This window comes from Hydrogenispora ethanolica, from assembly GCF_004340685.1.
GTDB lineage: Bacteria > Bacillota > UBA4882 > UBA8346 > UBA8346 > Hydrogenispora > Hydrogenispora ethanolica.
In genome coordinates this window covers 114,029-131,678 of sequence record NZ_SLUN01000006.1, presented here as the reverse complement: position 1 = coordinate 131,678, position 17,650 = coordinate 114,029, and the positions used below count along the sequence as shown (strand labels likewise).

Below are 17,650 nucleotides of genomic sequence, written 5' to 3'. Positions count from 1 at the left end.
GGAATGAATCCATGCAATGTTCTGTCGCGCTCACGCGGCCGCACTGCCCCTCTCTTTTACAATCCGAACCCGGACCTGCTCGACGAGGGTATAGACGATGGGCACCACAATCAGGGTCATCAGCATCGATGAGGTTAACCCGCCGATCAATGCCCAACCCATGCCGTGTTTAAACTCGGAACCGGTCGTATTCGACAAAGCCAGGGGCAGCATCCCCAGGATCATGGTCAGCGTGGTCATGAGGATCGGCCGGATTCGTTCCCGTCCCGCTTCCAGCAACGCTTCTTTCACGCCGGCGCCGGCCTCGCGGGCCCGGTTGGCGAAGTCCACCAGTAGGATGGCGTTCTTGCTCACCAAGCCGACCTGCATGATGATTCCCAGGATCGAGAAGATCGCCAGCGAATTCCCGGTCAGGCCGAGCCCCAGAATGGCGCCGATGAGCGCCAACGGCACCGAGAATCCCACCACGAACGGGTAAATAAAGGAGTTATACAGCGCGGTCATGATCAGATAAACGAAGATCACCGCGGCCAGCAGCGCCAATCCCAGGCTGCCGAAGGCCGTACCCTGCTCTTTTAGCATACCGCCCGGCATCACCGCTACCCCTTCCGGGAGTCTGGCGCGGGCCAACAGCTTGTTGAAATCCCCGGCAATGCTGCCGCTGGTTCGGCCCACCGCCTGGGAAGAGACGGTAATGGCGTAATTGCGGTCCTGCCGGCTTAATTTATTGGGCCCGGCGCCATTCACGAGCGTCGCGAACTGGTTCAGCTGAACGACTTCGCCGGAGTCATTCACAAAGCTTTGCGCTCCGACATCGCTGGTCCGGGAGCGATCCTGCGAGTCGTAGATGATCCGGATATCGTATTCGGTGCCGTCCTGATCGCGGAATTTGGAACTGGTGTCGCCGGTATAGCCGGTTTGTAAAACCGAACCGATATCACTGATGCTGAGGCCCAGTTGGGTCATTTTCTCGCGGTCGATCTGGATCTGCACCTCCGGTTGGGCGTTCTCCGTCGACAACTGCAAATCTTTGGTTCCCGGGATCCGGGCGAGGAGCTGCTTCACCTGCAGCGCTCCCTGATAAGCCTTATTCCAATTGACGCCGGTTACCACGTACCGGATCGGGGTCTGGCCGCCGCCCATGACGCTGGAGGCATTGACATGCGCCACAATCCCGGGAAGCTGATCCATTTTATCTTTGATCAGGTGCACTACTTCATCGGTACTCCGCGAACGTTGCTTCTTGTCGACCAGCACCACCTCAATCTCGGCGCTATTGCTGGTGGAGGTGGCCGCCATCGCATTATCCGAGGTACCGACGGTGGTGAATAACTGGGCGACTTCCGGGAGCGCCCGGATCATCCGCTCCGCTTTTTCGGTCATTTGGTTGGTCTGTTCCAGTTTGGCCCGGGTCGGAAGTTCGATCTTGACAGTTAGCTGGCCTTGATCCGCCGACGGCATGAATTCGGAGCCGATGAATCCGGCTGGAATCAGCGCCAGCACCGCGACAAAGAGCGCTCCGACCAGCAGGAGCACTTTGCCCCGGTTCTCCAGGCACCAGTTCAAAAGCTGAAGATAGGACTCGACCATGCGATTGTATTTTGCCTCAAACCACAGGCCGAACCGTCCCATCAGGCTGCCGTCGCAGAGCGCTTCCGCCTTGGAGAATCGCGAGGCCAGCATCGGCGTGACCGTGAACGAGACGAACAGGCTCACCAGGGTGGACATCACCACCACCAGGGAGAATTGATGCAAGATGCCGCCGATCATTCCCGAAACCAGCGTGAGGGGTAAAAAGACCACCACATCAACGAGGGTGATTGACAACGCGGTCAGGCCGATCTCGTTTCTTCCTTTGAGCGCGGCGGCCCGTTTCTCTTCGCCCAGCTCCAAATGATGGTGGATATTCTCCAGCACCACGATGGAGTCATCCACCAGAATCCCGATGACCAGCGACATGGCCAGGAGGGTGATGATATTCATCGTGCAGCCGGTAGCCCACATGCCGATAAAAGTCGCCACCAAGGAAGTGGGAATGGCCACCATGACGATTAAGGCATTCCTCAGGCTATGCAGGAACAGCAGCATCACGATGGCCACCAGCACGATGGCGATCCCCAGGTCCTCCTTTACGGCATTGGCGGAGTCTATGGTATAGGTGGAGTTGTCTTCAATGACCACGAATTTCAAGTGAAGCGAACGGTTCTGATCCTCCAAGCGCTGCAGCGTTTTTCGGACCGCCTGGCAAACCTCGACCTCGTTGGCGTCGGATTGTTTGTAAACTCGAATTCCCACGGAAACAGCGCCGTTCACCCGGTTGATGGTCCCTTGATCCTTATTGCCGTCCTGGACATCCGCGATATCCGACAATACGACGTTACCGGAGGAAGAACGTTTGACAATCAGGCTCCGCAGCTCTTCCAGCGAATTGATTTTGCCGGATAAACGCAGTACGTACTGGCCATCCTCATCCTTCACCTTGCCGGTGGGGTAGTCGAGATTGGCGTTGGCAATGGCGCTGGTGACCGTGGCGCTGGAAATCCCATAGGCCTGCAATTTTTGACTGTCGACATTGACCCGGATTTCGCGCTGGATCCCGCCCACCAGGGTGATCTGGCCGACCCCGGGTTGCTTGGCCAACTGCGGTTTGATCGTATCGGTCAAATATTGATAAAAATCCTTGCCATTCATATTGCTGGTGACGCCGATCTGCATCACCGGCCGGTCGCTGCTGGAAAATTTCGAGTACGTCGGGGTATCGGCGTCATCCGGCAATTCATCGGCGATCTGATTGATTTTGCTCTGAACATCCTGGAGCGCCACGTTGACATCGGCTCCGGACCGCAACGTGACGGTGACTGTGGAGAGGCCTTCCTGCGAGGTCGAGGAGACCGTGTCGACATTATTAATCCCGGAGATCGCGTCTTCAATCTTTTTGGTCACCGTCGACTCCACAACACTGGCGGAAGCGCCGCTATAGGTGGTGGAGATCGCAACCACCGGCGCGGTCATGCTGGGGAAGGTCTCATATTTCAAATTGGAATAAGCGAACAGTCCGATCAAGGTGATGGCCAAAAAAGCCACAATCACCAAAATCGGTCGCTTGATGGACAACTCCGTAATTGTCATATACTCACCTGCTTTGATAATGAATGCGCAATGCCGGGCGAATCCGTGTTCACCCTATAAAGGGTGAACGATCTATTTCATATGGATGACTTTGATGGCCGCGTTATCCCGCAAATTCTCCTGCCCGCTGACGATGACCGGTTCGTTCTCGGATAAGCCCGCGGTCACCACCAGTTTCGCGTCGACCTCCGCGCCGACTACAATATCCCGCAGCTTGGCGACGCCATGTTCGGCTACATAAATCCGGGGCTCTTTCACGCTCCCCACCAAGGCTTCCCTGGGGATGACCAACGCATCGCGGAGCGTTCCGAGATGAAAGGTAACCTTGCCGAAGATTCCCGATTTTAAGGGATGCGTCTTGTCGTTCACGATCTGGACCTCCACCGGGAAGGTATGTACCGCGTCGCTCTTGCCGCTGATGCTCCGGATGCGGCCGCTCAACGCCACGCCCGGATAAACATCGGTCTCGATCTTGACGGCATCGCCGGTCTTCAACTTGAAGGCTTCCTGCTCCCCGACATTGACCGTGATTTTATACGCCGAATCATCGATCAGTGTCGCCACGACGGTTCCCGAACTGACCGTGGCGCCCAGCGCGACGGCGCGTTCCGTCACGACGCCCCGGACCGGAGCGGTGATCGTCGCATCGTTGTAGTCCTGTTGGGCGGCGTTGTAATTCGCCTTGCTGGACTGGAAAGTTTCCTCGCAAGATTCCAGATCGGAATCGGAAATGACCTGCTCTTGATGTAAACGCACCGCCCGCTCCCATTCCTTGCGGGCGACATCATACGCGGTTCGCGCCGAAGCCAGCTTGGACCGTAACACCGCGTCATCGATCTTGAACAGCGGAGCGCCGGCATTCAAACGGGAACCGACATCGGCGTAAACCGCAACGACTTTGCCGCTGGCTTGCGCCACCACGGACACTTCATTGTCGGCAACGATGGTGCTGGTCCTGGTGTAGCTGCTATCGACCGTCTGTTTCCGGGCGGTCATGACCGAAACCGGTGTAACCGTCGCCGCTTGGGCATTGTTGGCTTTCCGGTCGACCTCGGCTTTGTTATGAAACAGTACGAACACCATGGCGCCGGCGATCAATAACAGCAGCAACAAGGGTATCAATTTTCGCATCGCAATCACCTTTCATTGATTTATCTCGCGGATCGTTTGGGCTGAATCGCCGCATACGGTTTTGAGTTATGGAACGCAATGATATTAAACCGCAGCTTCTCCCAAAAGACCGGGTTATCCCGGGCTCGAACTTCAATCAGATTTTTCAACCGTTTGAAACGTTAGCCGAAACTTAAAACGTTTGGGAAGCCAGTGAATTGCGGCATTATCCGAACGAGCGTCCCTGAGTAAAAGAAAGCAAAAAAATAAAAGCCCGCCTTTTTGCTATGAAGCCGTAGCAAATCCCCATTCCGCTTGCTTTCATCCGTTTGAACGCTTTCGGCTGTCCTTTTTCAGTGTAAATGAATTGTATGTTCGTTTTGTGAACGCTCCATGTTTTTGGTGTGATTCTTGACGCGGTCCGTTCCGTTTCACCTCCATCCGGGTGGAACTCCAACCGGGCCGGCACAAATATTCCCGGGGAGACTTGGCCAACGCGCAGGAAACATTCATTTCCATCTTTCACCACTGTTTTTCGGAAGAAATCTTGCTTATAATATAAAATGATCGAACATATGTTTGTATCCAAGAAAGGATGGATCGCGCATGAATCTGACCATTCACTCCGTCGAAACGCTCTCCAAGTCGGGCCTGCCGTACGTGGGCCGTCAGATAACCGCCGGCTTTCCCTCCCCCGCCGAAGACTATCTCGAAAATATCCTCGACTTGAATGAAATCGTCGTCAAAAATCCCAGTGCCACTTTTTACGGCCGCGTCAACGGGAATTCCATGAAAGACGCCGGCGCGGCGGACGGCGATCTGCTGGTTATCGACAAGTCATTGGAGTATCGCCATGACGCCCTGGCCGTATGTTGGATCGACGGCGAATTTACGCTGAAACGGCTCCGGACGGTCCGGGGGCAACTCTATTTGATCCCGGCCAATCCGGACTATGAGCCGATTGCCGTAAAAGAGGGCGCGGAGTTTATGGTATGGGGCATTGTAACCTATATTTTGAAGAAGGCTTTCTAAATGTTCGCGCTGGCGGATTGCAACAATTTTTACGTCTCCTGCGAACGGGTCTTTAACCCGGCCCTGAACGGACGGCCGGTAGTGGTCCTGAGCAATAATGACGGCTGCGTGATTGCCCGCTCCAACGAGGCCAAACAGCTGGGGATCCAAATGGCCCAACCCGCCTTTCAGATCGCCGCCTTCCTCAAAAAAAACCGGGTGGCGGTCCATTCATCCAATTATGCCTTGTACGGCGATATGTCGCGGCGAGTCATGACCATACTGGGCGAGTTCACCCCGGAGTTGGAGATTTACTCGATCGACGAGGCTTTCCTGGGCCTGGCGGGCCTGCCGGTGGAACTCGAAGCATACGCCCGGGCCATCCGGAACCGGGTCCTGCAATACACCGGCATCCCGGTCAGCGTGGGGATCGGCCCCACCAAAGTGCTCGCCAAACTGGCGAACCATTTTGCCAAAAAGGTCCCCGAGAATCAAGGGGTCTTTGTCCTCACCCCCGAAAATACCGCCCAGTGCCTGCAACGCTTTGCCGTGGAAGAGATTTGGGGAATCGGCCGGCAGTATGCCAAGCTGCTGCGGTCCCATGGGGCCAATACGGCGTGGGATCTCATCCGGCTCTCTGACGGCTGGGTGCGCCGGAAGATGACCGTGGCCGGCCTGCGCATCAAAAAAGAACTGGAGGGAGTCTCCTGTCTGAGTCTGGAGACCGCTCCCCCCGCCAAGCAAGCGATCTGCACCTCGCGGTCGTTTGGAACATTCCAAACCGAAAAGGCCCCCATCCGGGAGGCGGTCGCCACCTTTGCGGCCCGCTGCGCTTTCAAACTGCGCCGGCAGCGATCGTGCGCCGGCGTCCTGATGGTCTTCATCCACACCAATGAGTTCAATCCCAACGAACCGCAATACGCCCGCAACGCCGTCCGCCGCTTGCCGGTGGCCACCAGTAGCAGCTTGGAATTGGTTCACTACGCTCTGGACTCGTTCGAAACGATCTTCCGTCCCGGTTTTCGCTATAAAAAAGCGGGCGTTCTGGTCTCCGAGATTGTCCCCGAAGATCGGGTGCAGGGTTCGCTCTTTGATACGGTGGAACGGGAAAAACAACGGGCCTTAATGGCGGCGCTGGACCGGATCAGCCTGCGCTTCGGCCCGGATGCCGTCCAAGTCGCGGCCCAGGGAGTGGGCGACGGCGACTGGCAATTGCGGCGGGCCAAATTATCTCCCTGTTATACCACCCGCTGGAGCGATATCATCACGGTCAAAGCGTAAAACCGCTTCATTGCCCCAGGTTCCCCGTGGTTACGTACAAAAATAAAAAACCGGCGGTTGAGATTGATGCGCCGCCGGTCCGAGGACTCCCTGTTCTGCTATTTTGATACATTAAACCTTTCGTCGAAGATCAACCAATTGGCGGTGAAGCCATAGGGTTGGTTGATGGGGCTCCAGAAGCCCACGCCGCGCAGGCCGAACTCCTGGGCGGTCTGGTATTTGACAGTCACCGAACGGGCGTCGTCGAACCACACCTCATGTTGCTGGCCCCCGGTATCGGTATATCGGAACCAGGGCGCCTGGCTCGTGGTATCATACTGAATCGCCGCATTATAGTCGGTGGCCAACGTATAGACGTTTACCAGGTCGACCGTTGCCGCCAATCGCTCCGGCGTCTGCGGGATCGGCCAATCGTAGCCGTAAAGCGGCACCCCCTGCATCACTTTGGCGGCGGGTATCTGGGAGACCGCATAGGTCAATACCCGGCGCACCTGGTTGATGGGGGAGATCGCCATCGGCGGACCGCCGACCCAGCCCCACTCGTAGGTCATGATAAACACCAGGTCGACCAGCGATCCCAGCGTCGCGTAGTCAAAGGCCCCCACCCATGATGCGTTCGGCAGATCCGCGGCTTTGGGCGCCACCGCCAACGACACGGTATAACCGCGCGGCCGGAGAGCGGCCGCCAAGTCGCTGATGAAGCTGTTATAAAGCGGGCGGTCCTCCGGATACATGTTTTCAAAATCCACGTTCACCCCGGCGAACTGATAACTGTTCAACAGCGCGAGCGTATTCGCAATGGTCTGGCTTTTCACCGCCGGATCGCTCATGATGGTCCGGGCCAATTCCGATTCGAAAGTCCCGGTCGCGCCCCAGTTGGTGATGACCGCCAGCGGCTTGACGTTCTGATTCCAAAGCGCGGTGACCGCCCGCTGCGTGTTGGCGGAGATGGTCAGCGTGCCGGTGGCGCTCACCGGATAATGAAAGAGCGCGCCGTAGGTAAAATACTGGCCGAGCTGGGCGACGGACTGCTCCAGCCTGCTGATGCCGCTGATTTGAAAATAAGCGATCGATTCGATGCTGGTCGGCGTCACCGCCGCCGTCCCGGGTTGCGGTATCGTCAAGACCTGGCCGGGATAGATCAGGGCCGGGTTGGCAATCCCGTTGACCCTGGCGATCAAACTGGCCGTCGTATTATAGCGGCTGGAGATCTGATACAGCGTATCCCCGGATCGCACTGTATACTGCGACTGCGACCAGCCGGGAATCGTCAAGACCTGGCCGACCGCGATCTGCGCCGGATTGGAGATGGAATTGGCCTGGGCAATGGCGCTCACCGTGGTACCGAACAACTGCGCCAATTGGTAGAGGGTGTCGCCGCTCCGTACCGTATAGCTCAGCGCCACCGCGGTCGGCGTGGGGATGAGCAGCGCTTGACCGACCGCCAGCTTTGCCGGATCGGGTATCTCATTGGCCGCCTGGAGTTGGGCCGTTGTCAGGCCGTACCTTTGCGCAATCGCGTAAAACGTATCCCCGGATTGCACCACGTAAATTTCCATTCGCTCACTTCCTACTCGCGATCTTCTGCTTTGTAAACAAACCGGCAACGAAATTTTGCCGCGTCCGATATGGCATACCATCTTATGCGCCAATGTCCCGGGAAGTTAAGCTTTGATCCGGAGACCCGGCTCGGGAGTGACAAAATTTTCTCATTGACGGAATCCAACATCCCTCTTGGGGGGTGGAGAGATTCCGGGCGCAAAAAAGAGCCCTGGTGGAGGGCTCTCTCTTCGGAAAAGATGGATACCGCTTGTTGCTTGTTTGCTACACGACTGGGAAGCGAAATCTCAGCGCACTTTCACAACGGGGAAACGGTCCGGCGGAACGATGCCCGCCTTCTTCGCCAAAGCCGCCGCCCGGGCTTGCCGTCCGACGTTGTCATCTATATGTCAGTCGCAAAGCGACATCCGCCCGTAAAAGATTGATTATAAAAAAATGATGGAGGCGTGTTTCAAAATAAACGAATCGGCTTTAGCCCTATTTTCCAAAGAAATCAAGTCTTTAATCAAAAAATTCATGTAAGCTTAATGTTAATCTTTTCAGTGCGCTTGTTGACAAGAAGTTAACTTTAAGACTATAATCAAGGTTAGATTCGAAAAAGAACCCAATAAGGAATTGGATGTCAAAGTGGGGCGATGGGGAAAAGTTTAAAAAAGTTTCCGGGAATCAAAAAAATATTGGGGGCATGATCATGCGTAAAATGACACGGTATCGATTGGTTTTATTCTGCGTTTTAGCGGTGCTGATCGGTCTCAGCGCCGGGCTTCAGGGGCAGGAAGTAGCCGCGGCCGAGAAATTCAAAGTCGGTTTCATCTATGTCGGACCTCCCGGCGACGCGGGCTGGACGTATGCCCACGATCAAGGCCGCAAGTATTTGGAGAAACACCTTCCCAATGTCCAAACCATGTATGTGGAATCGGTTCCCGAGGGCGCCGATGCGGAGCGGGTGTTGACCGATCTGGCCGAAAAGGGCTGTAAAGTCATATTCGGTACCAGCTTCGGCTACATGGATTCCATGGTCAAAGTCGCGGCCAGGTACCCCAATGTCGTGTTCATGCATTGCAGCGGTTACAAAACAGCCAAAAACCTCGGAACCTATATGGACCGGGATTACGAGGGGCGGTATCTCGGAGGCATTGCCGCCGCCAAATATGTGAAGGGCGATCTCGTCGGATACGTGGCGGCCTTCCCCATTCCCGAGGTGATCCGGTGCATCAACGCCTTCACCTTGGGCGCCCAATCCGTCAATCCCAAGATCCGCGTGAAAGTCGTCTGGACCAACACCTGGTACGATCCGGCCGCCGAAAAAGCGGCGGCAATCAGTCTGATCAATGCCGGCGCCGGTTTAATCACCATGAACCAGGATACTCCCGCCGCGATGCAGGCCGCCGAGGAGAAAGGCCTATACGGCGTGGCCAATGACAGCGACATGCGCGCCATGGCTCCCAAAGCCGTCCTGACCGGTCAAATCGCCGTCTGGGGCCCGTATTACGTCAAAGTTGTGAAAGCGGTCATGAATAAGACCTGGAAATCCAGTCAATACTGGGGCGGCTTGAAAGACGGGATCGTCGACATCAGCCCCTATGGCTCGATGGTCACTGCCGATGTTAAAAAGCTGGTCGAACAGAAACGGAAAGTGCTCTTGAAAGACGACTGGGCGGTATTCGCGGGCCCGCTCAAGGATCAAAACGGTACTATCCGGGTGAAGGCCGGCCAAAAGATGACCGATGCCGAAATGCTCTCCTTCGACTGGTTCGTCCAAGGAATCGAGGGAACGATTCCGAAATAAAGCACCCGGCGAACCAAGACTAGCCCGTAATAAAACACGATTGCCTGAACGGTAATCGTGTTTCTTATTTCATATCCCCTGTCAAAAAAGTGGCCGGACGGCCACTTTTTTGATCTGCATCGATCATCATTTCCCGCTTTCAAGCCAGCTTAGCCGTTGGCTAAATGCCGGTGCAAAGTGGCCCGCACGGCGCCGGGGCCCGCCATCAGCTCGGCGAAGTAATCTTCCACGGTCTGACCCAGGCCGGCCTCATACAGGTTCACGGCAAAAATCTTTTCATTGGACAAAATCGGCTCCAGCACAGCGTGGAACGGCCCTCCTTGCCCCAGTTTCACGCCAGCCAACAGCGGGGCCAGCGTATCGTACATCGGGTCGGGACTTACGGTAAACTCCTTGCCTGCGTCGTCGATCCCCAATAAATAACGCACCCAGCCGGCCAAGACCAGCGGGATGAACTTCAAATCGCTTACTTTCAGCGTGTCGCTGGCGAGATACGCTTTGATGGTTTCGCCAAAACGGATCGGCAGTTTTTGCGAGGTATCGGTGGCAATCCGCTGCGGCGTGTCCGGCATAAACGGATTCGGCACCCGCACCTTCAGCACTTCGTCAATGAAAGCGGCCGGCGCGATAATGTCCGGGTCCACCACCACCGGCAATCCTTCCCGGTAACCGACGGCTTCCACCAGCTTCACCAGGTCCGCGTCCTTCATCTCGGCACTGATTTTGGTGTAACCCAACAGACAGCCGAAAATGGCCAGCGCGGTGTGCAACGGGTTTAAACAGGTGCACACCTTCATTTTCTCCACTTTATCCACAGTTTCGCGGGTGGTGAAGATCACGCCGGCTTTTTCCAGCGCCGGACGGCCGGCCGGGAAAGCGTCCTCTATCACCAGGTACTGCGCTTCCTCCGCGTTCACAAACGGCGCGACATAGGTATTCTTGGCGGTGACCTCGCCCGCGGTATCCTCAAACCCGATCGCTTCCAGCATCGCTTTGACGCTGTCATCCGGGCGCGGGGTAATCTTATCGATCATGCTCCACGGGAACGACACCCGCGAGGGATCTTCAATATAGGCAAGAAAACCCCGGTCCGCCAGACCGTTTTGGGTCCATTGTTCGGCAAAGGCATGCACCGCTTCATAAAGCTTGGTTCCGTTGTGGGAACAGTTGTCCATGCTCACCAGGGCCAGCGGCGGGGCGGCGTTGCGGTAGCGCTCATAGCACAAAGCGGCCAGCTTCCCGATATAGCTTTTCGGAGCCGCCGGGCCGTTTTGGAAATCCTCGGCCACATCCGGCAAATACTCGCCATTGCTCCGTACCAGGCTGTACCCTTTTTCGGTGATGGTAAAGCTCACCATCTGCAGGCTGGGGGCGCGGAAGATCTCTTTCAAGCGGCCGAAATCAGCCGCGTTGCCGCTATCGGCGCGCAGCGCCAGGGCAATGCTGCCGATGACGGTTTTCTCAATGGCGCCGTCGGACTTCAGGGTCACCAGCAGGCTCAAGTTGTCGTGGGGCAGGCACATGCGGTCGATGATTTCGTAGTCGTAGCCCTCCACGACGATAATCCCTTTGGACTCGATGCCTTCATCGAGCAGTTGTTGCTGGAGCGCGGCGGGAAAGGCGCGAAAGATGTTCCCGGCGCCGAAATGCACCCAGGTGGGAGCGGCGGCCGTGGCCGCAATCATGGCCGCGCGGTCGAAGCGCGGCAGGACGATTCCGGCGTCTTCCCATTGGGCTTTGTTGGTCAGTTCTTGATCGGTCAGATGCATCAGATGATCCCCTTCTCCATTCTAAGCGTTTGCAGATAGTCGGCCCTCAACCGGGGATTGACCGACTCGCGGTCGTCCGCTCCCTTAAACAGGTACGGGTATTTTTTTAACAAAGACCGCTCTTCCCGGTCCAGCTTTCTCAGATGAACGAGAAAAATGTTGCGCATCAGTTCGGTGTCGCGCGCCTGCATGGCCGCGATCAACGCGCTGTGTTGGCGAATAACCTCCTGGAGGCCGGAGTCGGTGCCGCAGGTCAAAAGGCGCATCCGGCGATAATGGCCCCAGACGTTCTGAATGGCCCGCAGACAGAAGAGTTTGTCCGCCACGGCGTAAAACACTTCGTGAAATTCGTCGTCGCGCAGGAGGAATTCGCGCATATCCACCTCTTTCCGGTCGAGCAGTTCCTGTTGCCGGCGCAGCGCCTCGTTCAGCAGGGTAATATCCGACGGCGTGTGGCAGGCCATAAATAGCTTCATCACTTCTTCCTCGACCGAAAGGCGCAAAAACCGTTCCTGCTCGACCCGGGCCAGATCGATCCGGGAAATCATCGTGCCGCGCTGCGGCAGTAAGGTCACCAGCCCTTCCTGATCCAGCCGGATCAGCGCGTCCCGCACCGGCGAACGGCCAATCTCGAAATGCTCGCAAATATCCTTGATGCTCAAAACGGCGCCCGGCTGCAAATATAGCTCCTCGATGGCGCGGCGCAGTATCTGGTACACCTCGCCGCCGGAAGCCTGTTCTTTCAGGGACGCCAATTGATAATCATTGTACTGCAATAAGTCCTCTCCTTATTTGATGCGGAGCTTGTGCCCAAGCGGGCTCCCTCGCGCCGGCGTCAACCGTCCGGTTCCAACGCGGCCGAGGTTTTTCCTTTTTTCATTCTACACGTTCGGCACGAAAAGATCAATTGATAACTGGCCCAGCGCCAGCAATAAATACCGCTCGAAAATACAGGGGCAGTAAGCGAGGCCCGCCATTTCCCTGGAAAAATGAACCGCCCCCACCTCCGACGCGCCGTCCAGGCCGCGCCGGTAGGGAAATAGACCCAGCGCCTTGCGGTTCAGCATCCGGCTGCGCGTATAAATGTCCGGAGTCTCTTCCTCCAGCGCGTGAAAAATCTCATGAAACAAGGCAACGGCCGGAATATCCTCCGGATGGGTGAGATCAGTCAAGCCGTTGACCTCAATGAACCGCCGCACCCGCAGCATCACGTCCTCATTCAAGATAATCGCGCGGGCGGCCGGCTCATAAAGTGCCAGATACAAGTATGGCTCCGGCGATTCACCGGCCGGTCGCTCGGCTACTTTTAGGCCGAGGGCCGCCGCCAGTTCCGGCGGAGAAAGCCGGCCGTACGTAGCCGTGACTTGCCGCGCCAGCGCGGCCGCGGTTCGCGTCGCGCCGTCGATTACGGCGCGTTCCTCGGCGTCGCTGAGGCTGCGGCCGGAAACATTCTTGCGCAGCAGATAACGGTACCAGTCGCACTCGGAAAGATCCAACGCCGCTTGCGCGGCGCGGCGCAGCAGCTCCGGGTCATGGTTTGCGCCGCTCATTACAGCTCATTGCGGGCCAGCACCAGAATGATGTCGTCCTCCGGAGCGCGATCGCAAAGCTCGGCCTCGATCAAACCCGAGACCTGTATCAGCTCAGGGATCCCGGAATAGTCCAGCACCCGCGAACCGGCAATGACATAGACATCGGGATTGATCCGCATCTCACTGGAGAAGTTACTGGCACTGTCCCACATCCGCCGCAGCATTTCGACGGCGTCTTTCATGGTGGTGGATCGGACGATGCCGTTGGCGCGCTGAATCTTGACGAAGCCCTTTTTGTCGACGACGCGCACCGGCGTTTTCCCGTCTTTTTCGGCGGTCGCCACGAATACCAGTCCGTTGCAGGCCTCCATCCGCATGGCGCCCGGTTCCGCGCCGATCGATTCCGCCGCGATCTGCAGGGCCTCCTCCTCGGTGCAGTTCTTCATCAAATCGGTGGTCTTAACCTCGGTGGAGCCCATGGCGATGGCGGTAACCTTCTGCGCCTGATCGTCGATCTCCACATATACCTCGATGCCGTCTTCCACCGCGCCGCTGTTCATGGCAAGCTCCTTGGCTTCCTTCTTCAACTGGGCGATGTCGGAGGCGGTGGGATTGGGAATGGTCCGTTCCACCATCTCGCGCACCATGGCCAGGGCCACGCCGATGGAGGAGATGACCTCGGCGTTCTCGGGAATCTGATATTTAAAATTCATCATCTTGGCGGTAAAGGTCAGCAGGGTGCCCGCCCCGCCGCCGGCCCCCACCAGCACAATCTGCTCGCGTTCAATTTTATACTTGGTAATCAGGTCTTCGATAACCGGGACAATCTTTTGGCAGGACTTCGTCAAAATGGCTTTGGCGGTTTCCTCGACCGTCATTCCCACTTCATCGGCTAAAAGCTGCATCGCCTTGCGGCTCGACCCGGCATTGCCGCGCGCGTAATCGGTTTCCCCCAGAATGCCCAGGACATTGGCGGCGCAGGTGTTGGTAATGGTAACGCTCTCGCCGTTGTTCAGCTTGATCGCCACGTAATCGGCGGGGTCATTCTCGCGGGGTTTCACGTAATACAATGTTGCGCCGTCAAACAAAGCCGGATCGGTAAAACAAGCGTAACCCATGCCCGCGATATGGGCGGAACGGGGTCCGACATCGATCACTTCGCCCTTTCTGGCCCGCACCATGCTGCCGCCGGCCACCCCCAGGACGCGCACATCGAGACTGTTTACATAGGTCCGGTGTCCGCCGATGATCGAATAGTCCACCGCCGGCCGGCCATTCTTGATGACGCCGATGTTGGTGGAAGTGCCGCCCACCTCAAAGTAAATGCCGTTGGAGGCGCGCAAATACATCAACGCGCCGATGACGCTGGCCGCCGGACCGGAGAGCATCGTCAGGATCGGCCGCTTTTTCATCTCGTTGATCTCCATCACGCCGCCGTCGCCGCGCATAATCATCAGCGGCACCTTGATGCCGGTGGAACGGACGCTCTGCTCGGTGGAGTTGGCGGTTTCGAGCATCTTCGGCAGGATCGAAGCGTTCAACGCGGCGGTGCGGGTACGGGTGGTCAGGCCGTACAACTTGGTAATATCCGAAGCCACGGTGCAGGGAACGCCCTGCCGCTCGGCCTCTTCGGCCACCATCCGTTCTTCCCGCATATTATCCACGCCAAAGGCCTTGCTGGCGACAATGACCCGGTCGCCCCGCTCCAGCAGGCTCTGAATGGTGTTTTTGACGTTTTCGGGGGACATTTCCTTGATCTTCAGGTGCGTATGATCGATCTCGATAAACTTGCCGGTGCCGAGGTCGATATCTTTGATCTTCGTCTGCCGTTTGGCGAGGAAACCCTCGAGTCCGCCGCCGCTGAGCCCGATCACGCCGACGCGGGCCACGTCCCCCTCGAGCAAGGCGTTGGTGGCCTGAGTCGTGCTGTGCGCGATAAAGATCACCTCATCGGGACGGATGTCGTTTTCGGCGAGGCATTTCTGGAAGGCCTCCACCACGCCGGCGGCCACGCCGCGCTCGTGATGGTGGGTGGTCATCACCGAGCCTTTGCCCACGATTTGATTGGTGTTGTTATCAATGGCGACGGCTTTGGTATGGGTGCCGCCGACGTCGATTCCGATGCGAATTGCGCGATTGCTCATATTCAAAATCCTCCGATTATTGGGCGTGCAGTCAACTGCGCCGGCGGGAAAACGCGATTCCCGGCGCTCTGACACGCCCGATTCAAACATTTATGATTGGATAATGAGCCGGCCGGTTTCAGGCCGGCTCATCCCGGGCCGCTTAAACGTTGCCAATCATCACAAAGGCCAGGATCTCGACAATGATCAAAATGGCCCATGCCCAAGGAAGGTTCGTTTTGATATACTGTTTCGGCTCAAGCTTGGCGTAGCTCAGGCCCCACATGGTCCACGACTGGGTCGGGCAGGCGCTGGCCACGATGGCGACCGGCGGAACCAAAAACAGCGCGAACAAGAACATTTCGCTGAATACGCCCATCGCCTGGAAGATGGAGACCAAGGCGATGCCGGAGCCCCAGATCATCAGCGGCCCGCGGAACAGCGCCAGCGGCGCCAGCACGCAGAACGCGATCAGAATGATCACCGGCGCGGTCGGAATAATGCCGCCCAGCAAATTTTGGAGAATGGGAGAAACTTGTTTGGCGGCGGCCTGGAAGATGTTGACGCTGTACAGCATCCCAATCAGCAGGCCGCTGTCGGCGATGCCGTCATACAGCGTCTTTTGGATCTTCTCCACGGCCAGGCTGTACGAAGCAAAGTTGCGGGTCAAAAGCAAGCCAAGGAAGATTCCCAACAGGAACGAGGGGATCGGCTGCCATTTGAAGAATGAAACCATGATAATCGGGATGAAGGGCACAATCACGCAGTACCAGCCCAGCGATTTGGCATCTTTCTGCTCCGCGGCGGCGCCGACGGCCCAGGCGCGGGCTTTCCCGCCTTTTTTGCTCCGGAAGTAATTGAACACGATAAAGGCGCACATCACCGCGACATGTACAATGGTGGCAATGATCGCGAAACGGATATAATGATCGTCATATTTCACATTGGGGAATACGGCGAAGAACTGGTTGACATAGGCGATATTCAGATACATGCCCGCCGCGACGGCCAGCAGGTACGCGCCCAAGGCAGTTTTCTTATCAATGCCGAGGGAGAACAGGATCGGCAGCACAATCATGCCGATGGCCATCACCGAGCCGACGCCGAAGGCACTGGTAAAAATCAAAGCGCAGACGATGCTCAGCATCAACGTGGTAACCAGGGGCATGTCCCCGGCCAGTTCGACGGTTTTTTTGATAATATAGCCCGCGATTCCGGTGTCCACCAGCACCCGGCCGAACCAGGCTCCGAAGACAATGATGGCAATGGTCTTCCCGTAATTTTCGACCGATGTTTGAAAAATATCGGTAACAACGGTACTCATGGGCACCCGTCCAATGATACACCAAACGATGGAGGCGGCGATGAAACCGACGAGCAGGTTTCCGCCTTTCATACAATAGATGATCAGGCCAATAAATGTAACAAGCAGCAATAGACCGGTAATCATGTCAATCACGATGTCGTTCCTCCCTTAAATTCGTAAAAAAATTGGTCACCACCGATACCGCGGTACATCCATCCCCCTTTTCAGGATCGCGCGCAATCCGGCGATGAAGCGGTTGTCCTCCTAGACCTCCTTCCCTCGATGTAGCTTGTATTTAAACAAAATTTGAAGGATTGTATACTAATATATTAGCTTAATATATTAATTTACACAATACCCAAATTCCGAAATAAAATGGATCTGCCTGCGGAAACATGCCGCCTGACGGCAGGCGGTTTTGCTCATGGCATGATGGGCTCTGTTGCATCGGATCCGCGCTAACGCGACGTCGGTATGGTTCCGCTCCGCGCTCCGGCGCGCAAGAAGCTTCATGACGTCGCTTCCAAACGTCAAGGATCCGTTTAGCTCACCGGTATCCCCGGCCTGGTTCCCGATGTCCCGCCCCCGCTTCCCCGGACACCTAATATATCAGTTGATCTCCCCTCATGTCAGGTATGGTCTTCCGTCCAACTAGGATCTTCTTCATCCTTGTTAGGATGAAAGCCATCCTTGTAAGGGATGCCTCGATCCTTTCATAGGATCTTCCGATCCTTGTAAGGGATGCTATGATCCGTGTAAGGGATGGCCTTCATCCTTGTAAGGGATCCCATGATCCTTTCATAGGATCCTACGATCCTTTCTTCCCGAAAGGTCATCCTAGCATCCCGGAACCCCAGGGAATCATCCCGAAGGCTCCGGAATAAAGGACCAAACCTTCGGGATGCTTCCCCAAACCTCGGGGAAAGAGGACGGAGGCTTCGGGATGCATCGACAAAGCTTCGGGAAGCATCCCCGAGGTTCCGGGAAGCTTCCCCGGGGCTTGGGATACGGGAACCAGACCCCTTTTTCGGGCCGAAAAA

The 17,650-nt window shown here is 56.6% G+C and carries 11 protein-coding genes; 3 read left to right on the top strand and 8 right to left on the bottom strand.

The genetic code is table 11. The features are described from left to right. Positions 1-30: 30 nt before the first annotated feature. Positions 31-3,129, bottom strand: coding sequence for an efflux RND transporter permease subunit (locus tag EDC14_RS07270; RefSeq protein ID WP_132013606.1), 3,099 nt, complete (start codon positions 3,127-3,129; stop codon positions 31-33). 72 nt (positions 3,130-3,201) lie between these two features. Then, the gene (locus tag EDC14_RS07265; protein ID WP_132013605.1) at positions 3,202-4,260 is read right to left on the bottom strand and encodes an efflux RND transporter periplasmic adaptor subunit; all 1,059 of its coding nucleotides are present in this window, start codon (positions 4,258-4,260) and stop codon (positions 3,202-3,204) included. Positions 4,261-4,845: 585 nt separating this feature from the next. On the opposite strand from EDC14_RS07265, the gene EDC14_RS07260 reads away from it, so the two are divergent. Continuing rightward, positions 4,846-5,271: a LexA family protein gene (locus EDC14_RS07260; protein WP_132013604.1), complete on the top strand. Its 426-nt coding sequence runs from the start codon at positions 4,846-4,848 to the stop codon at positions 5,269-5,271. Beyond that, complete coding sequence (locus EDC14_RS07255; protein ID WP_132013603.1) at positions 5,272-6,531, top strand: Y-family DNA polymerase; 1,260 nt, start codon at positions 5,272-5,274, stop codon at positions 6,529-6,531. 98 nt (positions 6,532-6,629) lie between these two features. On the opposite strand, the gene EDC14_RS07250 is transcribed toward EDC14_RS07255, so the two are convergent. Further along, positions 6,630-8,090, bottom strand: a complete 1,461-nt coding sequence (locus tag EDC14_RS07250) for a LysM peptidoglycan-binding domain-containing protein (RefSeq protein ID WP_165907868.1) — start codon at positions 8,088-8,090, stop codon at positions 6,630-6,632. Between the two features lie 692 nt (positions 8,091-8,782). On the opposite strand from EDC14_RS07250, the gene EDC14_RS07245 reads away from it, so the two are divergent. Next, the gene (locus tag EDC14_RS07245; RefSeq protein ID WP_132013601.1) at positions 8,783-9,880 is read left to right on the top strand and encodes a BMP family ABC transporter substrate-binding protein; all 1,098 of its coding nucleotides are present in this window, start codon (positions 8,783-8,785) and stop codon (positions 9,878-9,880) included. A gap of 149 nt (positions 9,881-10,029) precedes the next feature. Here EDC14_RS07245 and EDC14_RS07240 read toward each other — a convergent pair whose 3' ends face one another. The 5 genes from EDC14_RS07240 to EDC14_RS07220 form a co-directional block, all read right to left on the bottom strand. Then, on the bottom strand, positions 10,030-11,649 hold the full coding sequence (locus EDC14_RS07240; RefSeq protein ID WP_132013600.1) for a mannitol dehydrogenase family protein: 1,620 nt from the start codon (positions 11,647-11,649) through the stop codon (positions 10,030-10,032). Next, entirely contained in the window at positions 11,649-12,425 is a 777-nt protein-coding gene (locus EDC14_RS07235; protein WP_132013599.1) for a GntR family transcriptional regulator, read from the bottom strand. The genes EDC14_RS07240 and EDC14_RS07235 overlap by 1 nt, the downstream gene beginning before the upstream one ends. A 105-nt stretch (positions 12,426-12,530) precedes the next feature. Beyond that, the gene (locus tag EDC14_RS07230; RefSeq protein ID WP_132013598.1) at positions 12,531-13,199 is read right to left on the bottom strand and encodes a hypothetical protein; all 669 of its coding nucleotides are present in this window, start codon (positions 13,197-13,199) and stop codon (positions 12,531-12,533) included. Next, positions 13,199-15,325, bottom strand: a complete 2,127-nt coding sequence (locus EDC14_RS07225) for a hydantoinase/oxoprolinase family protein (RefSeq protein ID WP_132013597.1) — start codon at positions 15,323-15,325, stop codon at positions 13,199-13,201. Before EDC14_RS07225 ends, EDC14_RS07230 begins: the two co-directional genes overlap by 1 nt. A 142-nt stretch (positions 15,326-15,467) precedes the next feature. After that, positions 15,468-16,754 (bottom strand): citrate transporter, encoded by a 1,287-nt coding sequence (locus EDC14_RS07220; RefSeq protein WP_243662849.1) that lies wholly within the window; start codon positions 16,752-16,754, stop codon positions 15,468-15,470. Positions 16,755-17,650: the final 896 nt, after the last annotated feature.